Below are 13900 nucleotides of genomic sequence, written 5' to 3' on the forward strand. Positions count from 1 at the left end.
TGTCTCCACGTGCAAGTGGTCCGTGATGTTTGGCCAAGGCGACGCCCGGCATACCGTTGCGGAATCCATGGGCTAATCCCCCTGCAGGACACGCATGGGCTGGATCCGGCCCGCGCGGATGGCGGGCACAAGGCAGGCAAGCAGGCCGAAGGCCAGCAACAGCACGCAGACGCCGCCCGCGACCCATGGGCCGAATGCTCCGTCCGTGCCGAGCTGGTTGAACGAGGTACTCAGCACGCGCGAGAACACCCCGGCCAGGATCAGCCCCAACGTCAGGCCGACCGCGATCCGTGCCATGCCGCCACTCAGCATCAGTGTGGCCAGTCGCATCGGCGACGCACCCAGTGCCGCGCGCACGCCCAGCTCGTGCTCGCGCGCCGCCACCGCGACCGACATCACCGCATACAGGCCGGTGCCGGCGAGCAGCATGGCCAGTGCCGCGAACACGCCACTGATCCATGCGCCGGTCTGCGTGCCGTCCAGTTGCTCGGCAACGGCTTCGCGCATGCTGCCCATCGCTGCCACCGGCTGCTCCGGCGCCACCTCGGCGACGACCGCGCGCAGCGCCTCGCCATAGCTGGCGAGGTCGCCCTGTACGCGCAGTGCGTAGTGCATCGGCCCAATCGTCCGGTAGCGGGTCATGAGCGCATCGGCCATCTGCGCCAGCGGCACGTAAAGCTCAGACGGAATCCGCCCGACACCCTGCTGCGGGAAGGTGTCGTCGACCACGCCAACGATGCGCGCCGTCCACGGCTGGCCTGGATGGGCTGCATCGTCCATCAGCACCTGCTGGCCCAGCGCGTGGCCGCCGTACATCCGCCTGGCCGCCGTCTGGCTGACGATCGCCACGGCCTCGCCACCCTTGCTGTCGTCCCGCGTGAACAGGCGTCCACGCAGCAGGCGCATGCCGAACAAGCGAAAATAATCCGTGCCCACGGCACGGTAGTACACGTACGTCGGCATCTGGCCTTGCGCATGCGCAGGCATGCCGAAGGTACTGAAGTAGTCGTTCACCGGCAGGCTGGTGGCAGCCACCACGTCGAGCACGCCGGGCAACTGGCGCATGCGGTCGACCAGTCGCCGCGACAACTCCGTCACCGACTGTACGTCCGGGTAATCGGCCCGCACCGGGGACAACGCGAGTGTCGCCACGTTGGTGTAGTCGAAGCCCCAGCGCAAATGTGCGTTGTTCCAGGACGCGCGCAGGAAGCTGCCACACGCGCACAGCAGCGCCACTGCCAGCGTCACCTGCGCGATCACCAGCGCGCTGTAGATCCGTCCCTGGTAACGCGTTCCGCCACTGCGGCCACCCTCGCGCAAATCGTCGAACGAAGAGATGGCGCGGGCACGCCACAATCCGAGCATCGCCGACACCAACGTCGCAATCAGCGACACCAGCACCGTCAGCACCACGGTGTGCATGCCCAGATGCATTTCGCCGCCAGTGACTTCGGCCGGGAGAATGCCGAGCAGGATCGCCACGCCCAGCAGCGCAAGCAGCACGCCAAAACCGGCACCGGACAGACCCACCAGCAGGCTTTCACCGAGCAACGGCACGGCCATGCGCAAGCTCGATGCGCCCATCGCGCTGCGCACCGCGATGTCGCGATGTCGTGCCAGTGCGCGCAGCAGCAGAAGGTTCGTCACGTTGACCAGGGCGATCAGCAGAACCAGCAGCGCGCAAGCTTGGAACAACACCAGCACGGTGCCGAGTTGCACGTTCTTGGCGGCCTGATAATCCATCGCGCCGTAACGGACGTGCATGCCGCGATCCGTGGCAGAACGGTCGGCGACCGCCTTCAACCGTGCTTCCACCTGCGCGCCTACGGCGGCAGGCGTCGCGCCATCGGCGAGGCTGGCCACCGCGACGTAGCCGAGTTGATCGCCGGAGCCGTCGGGTGTCAGCTTGGCCGGCAGCAGGATGTCGCCGCCGTTCAACGTCGTTGCGTCGAAGGTTTCGGGCAGCACGCCGATGATGGTGTGCGGCATGCCCTCCACTTTCAGGCTCTGGCCGATCGCGTCCGGATTGCCGTTGTAACGAAGCTTCCAGAAGGCATGGCTTAGCAGGACGACCGGCGCCGGTTGCGTGCCGTCCTCGCCCGCCACGAAATTGCGCCCGAACTGGGGCTGTATGCCCATCGTGGGCAGCAGGTTGTGGTCGATGTAGGCCGCGGCCACCTGCTGCGGCACGCCGTTGCCCGCGATGTTGAGCGTCGCCGTGACGAACGACTGCAGGCCGATCGAGCGCACGCCCTCCAGGTGTTGTAATGCCTCGTACTGCCGCACGCTTACCTGCGGCGGCCATCGCGGCTCCAGCCTGCCCACGGCCAACAACCGCGATGCTTGCGGCACCGGCAACGGCTTGAGCAGTATCTGGTCGACCAGGTTGAACGCAACGGCGTTGGCGCCGATGCCCAGCGCCAGCACGCCACTCGCCAGCAACAGGAAACCGGGCCGGCGCAGGCTGGCCCGCCATGCCCGCCAGACCTCGGCGAGCCAGACGTTCACGCACCCACCTCGATGCGCTGGCCGATCAGCGCGTCGAGGCGCGATTCATCCTCGCGGCGCAGGCGGTCGAAGGTTTCCTCGTCCACCACGCGGCCGTCGAACAGGCGCACCTTGCGCTGCGCGAGTTCGGCGTAGCGGGCGTCATGGGTGACCATGCAGATGGTGGCGCCGCCCTTGTGCAGCTCGTCGAGCAGGGCCATCACCGCCTCGCCGTTGCGCGAGTCGAGGTTGCCGGTGGGTTCGTCGGCGAGCAGGAGCGCAGGCCTGCCGACCAGCGCGCGCGCCACCGCCACGCGCTGTTGCTGACCGCCGGAAAGCTGGGCGGGATAGTGCCGCATGCGGTGCGCCATGCCCACACGTTCCAACGCCTCCTGCACGCGCGCGCGACGCTCCGCGTTGTCGATGCCGCCGCGATAGGTAAGCGGCAGCTCGACGTTCTCCTGCACGGTGAGGTCGCCGATCAGGTTGAACGCCTGGAAAATGAAGCCGATCTCGGCGTTGCGGATGCGCGCCCGTTGCGCGGCGTTGAGCCCGGCGACGTCGTGGCCGTTCAGCACATAGCTGCCGCCGCTGGCGGTGTCGAGCAGGCCGAGGATGGACAGCAGCGTGGTCTTGCCGCAGCCGGACGGCCCGGAGATGGAGACGTACTCGCCGCGCGCGACGGTAAGGTGCACGTCGCTGAGCGCGTGGGTTTCTACCTCGTCGGTCTGGAACACCTTGCGCAGGCCGTCGAGGGTGATGACGTTGGCGGGGTTGGTCATGGGTATGTCCATTTCTTCTTGGGTTTGTGCGGTTTTCCTTCCCCTCCGGGAGACAAATCGGCAGGACTGCCGATTTGCACGGCGATCGCCGCCCGAAGGGTGCGGGCCATGGATGGCCCGCATGAAGGCGGCCCGAAGGGAGAGGGGTTCAACTTCGTTGCTCACTTCAACTTGATGCGGTCGTATTTGTCCCACTGGCTGGCGTCGGAAAGGACCACCCGGTCGCCGACCTTGAGTCCACGCAGTATCTGCACGCGATCTACCGAGGCGGCGCCGATGCGCACCGGCACGCGCGTGGCGGTGTTGCCGTCGGGGTCGAGGCGGAACAGGCTGAGGTCGGCATCGGCCTGGGCGAGCGCGGGACGCCCTACCGAGAGCACGTCGCGCAGCTGCGCGATCAGGATGCGGCCATCCACCGAGAGGTCGGGCCGCGCACCGGGCGGCAGCTTGCCGGTGAGCACCACGTCCACTTGCACGCTGCCGTTACGCACGGCCGGATCGATGCGCTCCACCTTGCCGTCGACGACGCCGTTGTGCGTGTCCACGCTGACCGGCATGCCCATGGCCACGTCCTTGGCCTGCACCTCGGGCACCTGCAGCCGCGCGATCAGCACGTCGGGCACCGCCACGCGCGCGAGGTTGGCGCCGGCGGCGACCTGGGCACCTTCCTGCACTGCCACTTCCTGCAGCACGCCGGCGATGCCGGCCTTCACCTGCAATGCGTCGGCTTGGCGCTGGCGCAACTGCAGGTTGCTCTGCTGCTGCACCAGCGCGGCCCGCACCGCGTCGATCTGCGCCTTCATGCTGGCGGCGAACGCGGCGACGCGCTGCTGTTCGATCTGCATCCGGCCGTTCAACTGCTTCAAGGCAATCTGGCCCTGCTCGTACTGCACGCGCGGGATCACCTGCGCCTTGATCGCGATGGTGTCGGCCTCGGCCTTGACCTTGGCCGACGCGTAATCGGACTGCGCCTGGGCGAGGGCGGAACGCTGGTCGAGCAATTGCGACTCGAGTTCGGCGCTCTTGGCGGCGACCTCGGCCTGTGCCGCAGCCACCTGCGCCTGCGCGTTGCGCAGCGCGTCCTCCACCTGCGGGTCGGAGAGCTGCATCAAGACGGTATCCGGCTGCACCTGCGTGCCGGGCCATACGAGGATCTTCTCCACCTGTGCCGGCGTGGCGGCCGCCAACCAGCGGATCTCGCGCGGCACCAACGTGCCGGTGGCACGCACTTCGCGCAGCATGTCGCCCTGCTGCACGGCATCGATCCACAGGCTGCCGCGGTCCGCCGCAGGCAACGCCGGCCCCAACCGCCAGACCAGCACGGCCAGCACGGCCACGAGGGAGGCGCAGGCCGCCACCATGAGGCGCAGCCGTCGGCGCTTGCGGATGCCATACATCGGGTTTGCGATATCCATGCGCGATACATGGCAAGCCGCGTGCCAGCATCTATCCGCGCAAAAATGCCTTGCGAATCAAGGGTAGTTTCCCGTGCCGCCGACAGGCATGGCGAGGCACCGTCCGCATCCGGATCGCCGCGTCCGCAAACGGACGCCCGCTTGCGGTCAATCCGCCTCGCGCTGCCTGTGCAAGCCTGCCTGCATGATGCGGTCGGTCCATGCGATGCCGATGGCCGAGAGGATGAATACCGAATGGATGATGGTCTGCCACATCACCCCCACCGGTGTAAGGGTGGCGCACTGCAGCCCGGTGGCGGCTTCGCTGCTCTCGGCAATGGCCGTCAGTTCCGCCGGCGAACAGAACGGCATCCCCTGCAGCGCACCGGCGGCAATGAAGGTCTTCAGCAGATGGATCGAGGAAATCCCGATGATCGCCATCGCCAGCTTCACCTTCAGCACCGAGGCGTTGACGTGGCTGAGCCACTCCGGCTGGTCGGGGTGGTTCTCCAGCCCGAGGCGCGAGATGAAGGTCTCGTAGCCGCCCACGATCACCATGACGAGGAGGTTGGAGATCATCACCACGTCGATCAGGCCGAGCACGATCAGCATGATCTCCTGCTCGCCCAGCTTCGGCGCCTCGCGGATCAGGTGCCACAGCTCCTTGCCGAACAGGAACACGTAGACGCACTGCACCACGATCAGGCCGAGGTAGAGCGGCAACTGCAACCAGCGTGCGTTGAAGATCAGCAGAGGCAGCGGGCTGAGCTTGGGTACGGGACGGTCGGACATGGGAAACTCCCGGTTGATGCTGCGTCAGCGTAGCGGGCACACACTATGCGCGCCGCCAGCGCGGCGAATCCGACGGCCCGGCTCAGTTCGCATCGCCCGGCTGGCGCGTCGCGTAATGCACCAGTGCGACAGCCATCTGCTGCTGGCGTGCAGGATCGTTTACACAGACGGAAAATTGCTTGAGCGCCGCCGAACCTCCGCTCGCCTCAAACGACTGGGCGAGGTTCCGATCCAGGTCGGGGCGGGGGATGGCCTGCCCCGGATGTTGAAAGCTCTGGATTACCCAGGCAATCAGCGCCTGGCCGGAGCCCGTCTCCAGAAAATCGGCCACCACGCGCGCGCGATCCTCGGAAATGCAGTCGCGCAGCGAGGGCGTCACGATCTCCGCGAACGTCGCATCGGAGGTCATGCCGAGTTGTCGGCTCATCTGCAGGAGCACGGCATTCTGGGCGGAGGAAGGCGGCAGCTGCGCTATACCTCGCTGGACGCCCAGCTGCATGATCTGCGCGATGTGGTAATCGATCAGCAGCCGTCGCAACTGCCGGTTGCCGGACGAAGCGCCTTCCTGCGCCACGGCATTTCCCGCATGCCCCATCACCAGCATCGCCATCACCGCGGCGCATAGCCACTGCTTCAGCTTCATGCCAACCCCCAGTTCCGGACCGGAGCGGTGCGCTCCGTGCATATCCGATGGCTCCGGCGAAACATCCCTCATCAACCGGTGTTCTGCAACCCCTGCGCCACGCCGTTCACGCAGCTCACCAGCGCGCGCAGCAAGGCGTCATCTTGGCGGTCGCCCGCGCGCCAGCGTCCGAGCAGGTCGACCTGGAGCAGGCTCATCGGGTCGATGTAGGGATTGCGCAGGCGGATCGACGCGGCCAGGCGCGTGTCGCCCTGCAACAGTTCGCTCGCGGCCTTGAGCTTGAGCAGCCAGCGACGGCTGCGCTCGAACTCCGCGCGGATCAGCGCGAAGAACGGCTCATGCAGGTCGCCTGCGAGTTGCGAGAATGCTTCGGCGATGTCGAGGTCGCACTTGGCCAGCAGCATTTCCACGTCGTCCAGCGCATTGGCGAAGAACGGCCAGTCGCGCGCCATCTCGGCCAGCGCCTGTTCGCCGTATTCGGCTGCACCCCATTCCAGCGCACTGCCCAGGCCGTACCAGCCGGTGATGATGGAGCGGCACTGCGTCCACGCGAACACCCACGGGATCGCGCGCAGATCTTCCACGCCGCGCATGCTGCGCCGGCGCGAGGGGCGCGAGCCCAGCGCCATGCGCTCGATCACGTCGATGGGCGTAGCGGTACGGAAATAGTCCACGAAGCCCTCGCGTTCGACCAATGCCCGATAGGCCTGCCGGCTACGCGTGGACAGCTCATGCATGCGTTCGCGCCACTGCACCTCGCGTGCATCCTCGTCGCGCGGACGCAAGCTGGCACGCAGCACCGCGCCCAGGGTCTGTTCGAGATTGCGCAGCGCCAGCGCGCGGATACCGTACTTGCGATGGATCACCTCGCCCTGTTCGGTGACGCGCAGCCTGCCGGCCACCGAGCCGCGTGGCGAGGACAGCAGCGCAGGCATGATGCGCGCGCCGCCGCGGCTGGCCGAACCGCCGCGGCCGTGGAAGAACGCCAGCGTGATGCCGCGCTCCCGCGCCACTTCCAGCAATTCCACCTGCGCCCGCTGCAGGCCCCAGCGCGAGGCCAGCGTGCCGCCGTCCTTGCCGCTGTCGGAATAGCCCAGCATCACCCACTGGCGGTCGCCGCGCGCGGCGAGGTGCGCGCGGTACAGCGGGTCGGCCAGCAAGGCGCGCAGCGTGGCGGGGGCGTTCTTGAGGTCGTCGATGGTTTCGAAGAGTGGAGCGATGTCCAAAGGGACATGGCTTTTTGCGTTCGCCTCCCAGCTCTTATCAGACAACGCGCTTCTTGCGATCACCTCCTCTCCCCTGCGGAGAGAGGGAGAGGATCCGTCGTGCTCAACCAATCCCCCATGCCTCGCCAGCGCCAGCACCGCCAGCACGTCGGCGGCGGAGCGCGCCATGCTGATGATGTAGAGACCGGAGGCTTCCGCGCCATAGCGGCGGCGCGCATCGCGCAACGCGGCGAACACGGCACGCAGCGAAGTCGCCACGCTGTCTTCGCTGTCGACGAAACCGCGTTCGCCACGCAGGTGGGCGTGCAAGGCGGCCACGCGCTCGTCCACACCGCGCTGCGGCCATTCGGCATCGTTGAATAATGCGCCCAGCGCATCGTCGTGCACGCGCGAATCCTGCCGCGCATCGAGTCGCGCAAGATGGAAGCCGAAGCTGCGTACGCGCCAGACCAGGCGCTTCACTGCGTAGGCACCCGCGTGCAAGCCGCGGTGGTCGACGAGGCTGGCGGCGATCAGTTCGAGGTCTTCGCGCAATTCCCCGGCACCGGCGTAAGCCTCGGGATGCCCGTCCTCGTGCGTGGCTTCCAGCCGCGCGCCGATCACGGCGAGCATGCTTCGATAAGGCATGTCGGCATGGCGCGGCTTGATGTGCGACGCAGCCTGCGGATAACGCGCGCGCACCTCGTCCAGCCGCTGGCGCAGGCGCGGATCGACCTGCACGCGACTGTCGGTCTGGCTGAGCAGGCGCGCCAGCGCGGCGACGTCGCCGATGTAGCGGTCCAGTATCTGCGTGCGCTGGCTGGCAAGCGTGGCAGCGATGGTATCGGCGCCCACATTGGGGTTGCCGTCCATGTCGCCGCCTACCCAGGTGGCGAAGGAAAGCAGCCGCGGCAGCGGCACCGCCACGCCGTACACCGCCTGCAACGCGTCGGCCAGCGCCTCGTACAGTGCGGGCACGATGCGGTAGATCGGATCGGCGATATAGAAACTCACGTGTTCCCGCTCGTCCTGCACGCTGGGCCGCAGCGGCGAAGCCTCCGCTGTCTGCCAGCCGGCGGTGAGCGCCATGTGGATGCGTTCCTCGTCCTCGCCGCGTTCCTGCGGCGTGCGGCCGGCGTCGAAGCCGTCGACCAGGGCGCGCACGATGGCCTGCTCCTTCTCCAGCAGCGAGGCGCGCACCGCCTCGGTGGGATGCGCGGTGAACACCGGCTCCACTTCCAGCTTGAGCAACCAGTCGAGCAGTTCAGGCGCGCCCACGCCCTGCGCCTTCAGGCGCTCCAGCACGTCGCGCAGCGACTCCGGCTGCGGTGCGCCACCTTCGCGCTGGTAGTCGCGGCGACGGCGGATGCGGTGCACACGCTCGGCGATGTTCACTGCGTTGAAATAGGTGGCGAAGGCACGTGCCAGCGCTTCGGCATGCGCCACGTCGAGCCCGGCCAAGGGGGCCGTCAACTCGGCCAGCGGCGCGCCCTCCTGCCGGCGCGCGATGGCCGCGACACGCACGTGTTCCACTTCGTCGAGGAAAGCCGGCGCCACCTGTTCGGCCAGCATGCGGCCCACCAGGGCGCCCAGCCGGCGCACGTCGTCGCGCAACGGGGCATCGGGCAAGGCAGGCTCGGGACTGCGGGAAGCATTCATCTCGACGGCGTCGACTCGCAGGGGTGGAATCCCGAGCCTAACGCATATCCAAGCCGATTTGTTGCGGCGCCGCATATGACTTTCCGTCATCGGGCCGGGCTTTGCAGGCGCGCCGCCATGAAGGACGCAAACGCGGCACGAAGCTATACTTTCGGCTCCCCGTCGAGGGGCGCTGCGACCGTTGTCGAACGCGGAACCATCCGCAGAGCCTGCACGTTCCCGTGCGGACTCCCCGATCAACGGCCAGGCTCGACGGCACGAACTTGCAACGGCGCTCAATCACCGCACGCGTCTTCGCGGCAGCCATCAGCGCCGCGAAGCGTAATCACCCGGAGATTCACGATGGACGCCGCAACCCACGACTACAAGATCCGCGACATCGGCCTCGCCGATTTCGGCCGCAAGGAACTCGACATCGCCGAGCACGAGATGCCCGGCCTGATGTCGATCCGCCGCAAGTACGCCGCCTCCACGCCGCTCAAGGGCGTGCGCGTCACCGGCTCGCTGCACATGACGATCCAGACCGCCGTGCTGATCGAGACGTTGAAGGACATCGGCGCCGACGTGCGCTGGGCCTCGTGCAACATCTTCAGCACGCAGGACCACGCCGCCGCCGCCATCGCCAAGACCGGCACGCCGGTGTTCGCCTGGAAGGGCGAGACGCTGGAGGAATACTGGGACTGCACGCTGGACGCGCTGTCCTTCCCCGACGGCAAGGGCGGCTTCCTCGGCCCGCAACTGGTCGTCGACGACGGCGGCGACGTGACCCTGCTGATCCACAAGGGCTACGAGCTGGAAAAGGGCGACGAGAGCTGGGTCAACAGCGCCTCGGGCAGCCATGAGGAACAGGTCATCAAGAACCTGCTGAAGCGCGTCGCCAAGGAGCGCCCGGGCTACTGGACCCGCGTCGTCGCCGACTGGAAGGGCGTGTCCGAGGAAACCACCACTGGCGTGCACCGCCTGTACCAGCTCGCCGAGGCCGGCAACCTGCTGGTGCCCGCGATCAACGTCAACGACTCGGTGACCAAGAGCAAGTTCGACAACCTGTACGGCTGCCGCGAGTCGCTGGCCGACGGCCTGAAGCGCGCGATGGACGTGATGCTGGCCGGCAAGGTCGCCGTGGTGTGCGGCTACGGTGACGTCGGCAAGGGCTGCGCACACAGCCTGCGCGCCTATGGCGCCCGCGTGGTGGTCACCGAGATCGATCCGATCAACGCGCTGCAGGCGGCGATGGAAGGCTTCGAGGTCAACACCGTCGAGAGCACGCTGGGCCGCGGCGACATCTACGTCACCACCACCGGCAACAAGGACGTGCTGACCCTGGCCCATATGCAGGGCATGAAGGATCAGGCCATCGTCTGCAACATCGGCCACTTCGACAACGAGATCCAGGTCGACGCGTTGAACGCCTCGGGCGCTACCCGCCTCAACATCAAGCCGCAGGTGGACAAGTACACCTTCAAGAACGGCAGCAGCATCTTCCTGCTCGCCGAAGGCCGCCTGGTGAACCTGGGCTGCGCCACCGGCCACCCCAGCTTCGTGATGTCCAACTCGTTCTCCAACCAGACCCTGGCGCAGATCGACCTGTGGGCGAACAAGGACGCGTATACCGCCAAGGTCTACATCCTGCCCAAGAAGCTGGACGAGGAAGTGGCGCGCCTGCACCTTGAGAAGATCGGCGTGAAGCTCACCACGCTCAGCGCCGAACAGGCCGCCTACCTCGGCGTGTCGGTGGATGGGCCGTACAAGCCGGATCACTATCGTTACTGATAGCGGGACCGGCCATTGCCGCAAACGCAACGGGCGCCGCAAGGCGCCCGTTTTTGCGTCCGTCCCCGGCCGACCGCGCCATGTCGCGTGCTTTGCGACAATGCCGGCAATTCCGTCGCCGCCCTCACCACATGATCATCCGCCCCCGCCCGAATTGGTTCCGCATGCTGTTCGTGCTGCGCGGCTCGGTTCTGCCCGACATCGCGCCACAGCTGATCGGCGTGACCCTGCTTGCGGCAGTCATCACCGTGGTGCATGGCCAGGTGCTTTCGTGGAAGATCCCGCTCAACGTCATTCCGTTTTCGCTGATCGGCATGGCGCTGGCGATCTTCCTGGGCTTCCGCAACAGCACGAGCTACGCACGCTGGTGGGAAGCGCGCACGCTGTGGGGCGCCGTGCTGAACGCCGGCCGTTCGCTGGTGCGCATGGGGCTCACGCTGGCGCGCGACGGCAGTGCGCCGGAAGTGCTGGGGCGTCGCACGATCGCCTTCGTGCATGCATTGCGCCACCAGCTACGCAACAGCGACCCGCGTGCCGATCTCGAGCGCGTGCTCGATCCGGCGGACGCCGCGCGGGCCGCCGCGGGCAGCTACAAACCCGCCGTGCTGTTGCTGATGGCGGACGAATGGGTCGGGCGCAACCTGCGCGAAGGGCGCATCGATGCAGCCTGCGTACCGGCCTTCGAGCAATCGCTGGGGCACCTCACTGACGCACTGGGCGGCTGCGAGCGCATCGCCGCCACCCCGATTCCGTTCACCTATTCGGTCATCATCCACCGCACCATCTATCTCTACTGCATCCTGCTGCCGTTCGGCCTGGTCGACCAGATCGGCGTGATGACGCCCTTGATCGTCGCCTTCATCAGCTACACGTTCTTCGCGCTGGAAGCCCTGGGCAGCGAGATCGAGGAGCCGTTCGGCTTCGACGCCAACGACCTCGCGCTCGACGCGATGTCGCGGATGATCGAACGCACGCTGCGCGAGATGCTCGGCGAGCCGCTCCCCACGGAACCGGTCCCGGGCAAGGCCGTCGCCCACCTGTCGACCTGAAAGAGCGTCAGGGTCGCCAGTTTGCATTGCCCTCCCAGAACGCCACCGCTCGGCGGTAGGCCTCGCGATCCAGCGGCACGCCGGAACCGCCCTCTTCCACACCCAGCGCATTGCGCAGCATGGTGATCGGGGCCATCGGGATTTCCTCCGGCTCCATCGTATAGATGCAGCCGACGACGCCCCAGTCGGCTTCGATGGATTCGCCTTCCTTCGCCAGTTGCTCTCGGCCGTAGAGGATGACCACGAGCCAGTTCGCCACCGGCGGCTGCACACCCTCGAACCAGCGCACCAGCACCGGCAGCTCGGCCTTGGTGCGCGCCTCGTAGGCCGAGCGCAGCAGGTGACGGTTGGCCTCGGTGATCGGCGCGGTAAGGCAGCGCGTGGAGGTCCAGTTGCGGTGTACGTGCAGCTTGCAGAACGGCGCATAGCCGTCGAGCAGCTTGAACGGCACCTCGTCGTTGAGGCGACGCTGGAATTCCTCGGGCGTGCAGTCCTGGATGGTGTTCCCACGCGGCTCGCGCGGGAACAGGCGGGCACGCGCGAAGGGCGTGAGGACGATGGACATGGCCTGACCGATGGCAAAACGCCAGAGTAGCGCATGCCCTTGCCATGCCCGCCCGGCCACCGCCGGCATTTGGACGTCTATCTTTTCATCGCGATGGATGTATAAAATCACCCGATACATCCATCGGGAACACCCATGCCCGCCATCAGCTTCGAATTCTTCCCGCCCAAGACCGACGAGCAGCGCGCCCAGCTGGACCAGGCTGCGCAGGCGCTGAAGACCTGGCAACCCGAATATGCGTCGGTGACCTTCGGTGCCGGCGGCTCCACCTTGAGTTACACCGGCGACACCGTGGCGCACCTGCATCAGGCGCACGGTTACACGGTGGCGCCGCACCTGTCGTGCATGGGCGGCACGCGCGCGGAAATCCGCGCCCTGCTCGACGGCTACCGGGCTGCGGGTTATCGGCGCATCGTGGCGCTGCGCGGCGACCTGCCGTCCGGCATGGCCAGTGCAGGCGATTTCCGCTACGCCGCGGAACTGGTGCGCTTCATCCGCGAACACTCGGGCGACCACTTCCATATCGAAGTGGCGGCCTATCCGGAAACCCATCCGCAAGCCGACGACGCGCTCGCCGACCTGCAGCACTTCAAGGCCAAGGTGGACGCCGGCGCGAACGGCGCGATCACCCAGTATTTCTTCAATCCGGATGCGTACTTCCGCTTCGTGGACGACGCGCACAAGCTCGGCGTACGCGTGCCCATCGTGCCGGGCATCATGCCGATCGCCAACTTCACGCAGTTGAAGCGCTTCTCCGACGGTTGCGGCGCGGAGATTCCGCGCTGGATCGCCAAGCGCATGCAGGCGCACGGCGACGACGCCGCATCCGTGCGCGCATTGGGCGCGGAAGTGGTGGCACAGCTGTGCCGACGCCTGCTGGACGGCGGCGCTCCGGCGCTGCACTTCTACACCTTGAACCGCGCCAAGGCCACGCGTTCGGTGCTGGAACAGCTGGCCTGATTCACGATTGCCCAAGCCGCGCATCGCTATGCTTGGGCAATGCGCCTATTCGCCCTGCTTCTGCTGATGTTTTGCACCCTTGCCACGGCAGCACGGGCGCAGGATGCGATCCACCGCTGCGTGGACGCACACGGCAATCCGCTGTTCACCGACCAGCCGTGCCCGTCGCAACTGGCCTCGCCGGCGCCGGCGCCAACCTCCAGCCTCGCGCCGCCCGGCGCACCGGTGCCGCTGCAACGCTGCGCCGCTACCGCGGCGGAACTGCGCCAGCGCGTGATCGATGCCTTCGCCGCACATGATCCCAACCGGCTCGCCGGACTGATGCTGTGGGGCAGCTACGGCAACAGCTCGACGACAGGCGATCTGCGCGCGCTGGCCCAACTGGTGCGACAGCCATTGCTGGAAATCCACTTCGACAACGAGTCGGCCGCCGGCCTGCCGGCACCCGCATCCTCCGCGGCACCACCCGCAAAAGAACTGCAGCTGCGCACCGATGACGGCGGCAATGCCGGCTTTGCGATCACCCACGAGGCCGGTTGCCTGTGGTTGCGCCAGATGGATTGAATCGACCCCTGCAAACCGCGGCGGCGCACT

11 protein-coding genes and 1 riboswitch are annotated in these 13900 nt (G+C 67.2%); of the genes, 4 read left to right on the forward strand and 7 right to left on the reverse strand.

Translation table 11 applies throughout. The features are described 5' to 3' along the window. Window positions 1-72: 72 nt before the first annotated feature. The 6 genes from ISP25_RS10880 to ppc form a co-directional block, all read right to left on the reverse strand. Window positions 73-2508, reverse strand: coding sequence for an ABC transporter permease (locus ISP25_RS10880; protein ID WP_404613826.1), 2436 nt, complete (start codon window positions 2506-2508; stop codon window positions 73-75). After that, window positions 2505-3269 carry an ABC transporter ATP-binding protein gene (locus ISP25_RS10885; protein ID WP_192158739.1) on the reverse strand — a complete coding sequence of 255 codons (765 nt, stop codon included), beginning with the start codon at window positions 3267-3269 and terminating at the stop codon, window positions 2505-2507. Before ISP25_RS10885 ends, ISP25_RS10880 begins: the two co-directional genes overlap by 4 nt. Before the next feature lie 161 nt (window positions 3270-3430). Then, window positions 3431-4684, reverse strand: a complete 1254-nt coding sequence (locus ISP25_RS10890) for an efflux RND transporter periplasmic adaptor subunit (protein ID WP_404613828.1) — start codon at window positions 4682-4684, stop codon at window positions 3431-3433. Between the two features lie 147 nt (window positions 4685-4831). Further along, on the reverse strand, window positions 4832-5455 hold the full coding sequence (locus ISP25_RS10895) for a TIGR00645 family protein (RefSeq protein ID WP_192158735.1): 624 nt from the start codon (window positions 5453-5455) through the stop codon (window positions 4832-4834). Window positions 5456-5537: 82 nt separating this feature from the next. Further along, window positions 5538-6065, reverse strand: coding sequence for a hypothetical protein (locus tag ISP25_RS10900; protein ID WP_404613830.1), 528 nt, complete (start codon window positions 6063-6065; stop codon window positions 5538-5540). Between the two features lie 104 nt (window positions 6066-6169). After that, a complete protein-coding gene (gene ppc, locus ISP25_RS10905) occupies window positions 6170-8962 on the reverse strand; it encodes a phosphoenolpyruvate carboxylase (protein ID WP_404613832.1) in 2793 nt (930 codons plus the stop codon). 158 nt (window positions 8963-9120) lie between these two features. Further along, a riboswitch (S-adenosyl-L-homocysteine riboswitch) is annotated at window positions 9121-9246 on the forward strand. Between the two features lie 58 nt (window positions 9247-9304). On the opposite strand from ppc, the gene ahcY reads away from it, so the two are divergent. Together ahcY and ISP25_RS10915 are read left to right on the forward strand one after the other, a co-directional pair. Continuing rightward, window positions 9305-10732 (forward strand): adenosylhomocysteinase, encoded by a 1428-nt coding sequence (gene ahcY, locus ISP25_RS10910; protein WP_404613834.1) that lies wholly within the window; start codon window positions 9305-9307, stop codon window positions 10730-10732. A gap of 131 nt (window positions 10733-10863) precedes the next feature. Further along, window positions 10864-11781: a bestrophin family protein gene (locus tag ISP25_RS10915; RefSeq protein WP_404613836.1), complete on the forward strand. Its 918-nt coding sequence runs from the start codon at window positions 10864-10866 to the stop codon at window positions 11779-11781. Between the two features lie 7 nt (window positions 11782-11788). On the opposite strand, the gene ISP25_RS10920 is transcribed toward ISP25_RS10915, so the two are convergent. Next, window positions 11789-12346 carry a DUF3228 family protein gene (locus tag ISP25_RS10920; RefSeq protein ID WP_192158725.1) on the reverse strand — a complete coding sequence of 186 codons (558 nt, stop codon included), beginning with the start codon at window positions 12344-12346 and terminating at the stop codon, window positions 11789-11791. A 135-nt stretch (window positions 12347-12481) separates the two neighbouring features. On the opposite strand from ISP25_RS10920, the gene metF reads away from it, so the two are divergent. Both metF and ISP25_RS10930 read left to right on the forward strand, forming a co-directional pair. Further along, a complete protein-coding gene (metF, locus tag ISP25_RS10925) occupies window positions 12482-13306 on the forward strand; it encodes a methylenetetrahydrofolate reductase [NAD(P)H] (protein ID WP_192158723.1) in 825 nt (274 codons plus the stop codon). Window positions 13307-13345: 39 nt separating this feature from the next. Next, the gene (locus ISP25_RS10930; RefSeq protein WP_404613838.1) at window positions 13346-13870 is read left to right on the forward strand and encodes a DUF4124 domain-containing protein; all 525 of its coding nucleotides are present in this window, start codon (window positions 13346-13348) and stop codon (window positions 13868-13870) included. Window positions 13871-13900 lie beyond the last annotated feature (30 nt).

The sequence above is a fragment of the Rhodanobacter hydrolyticus genome, from assembly GCF_044904645.1.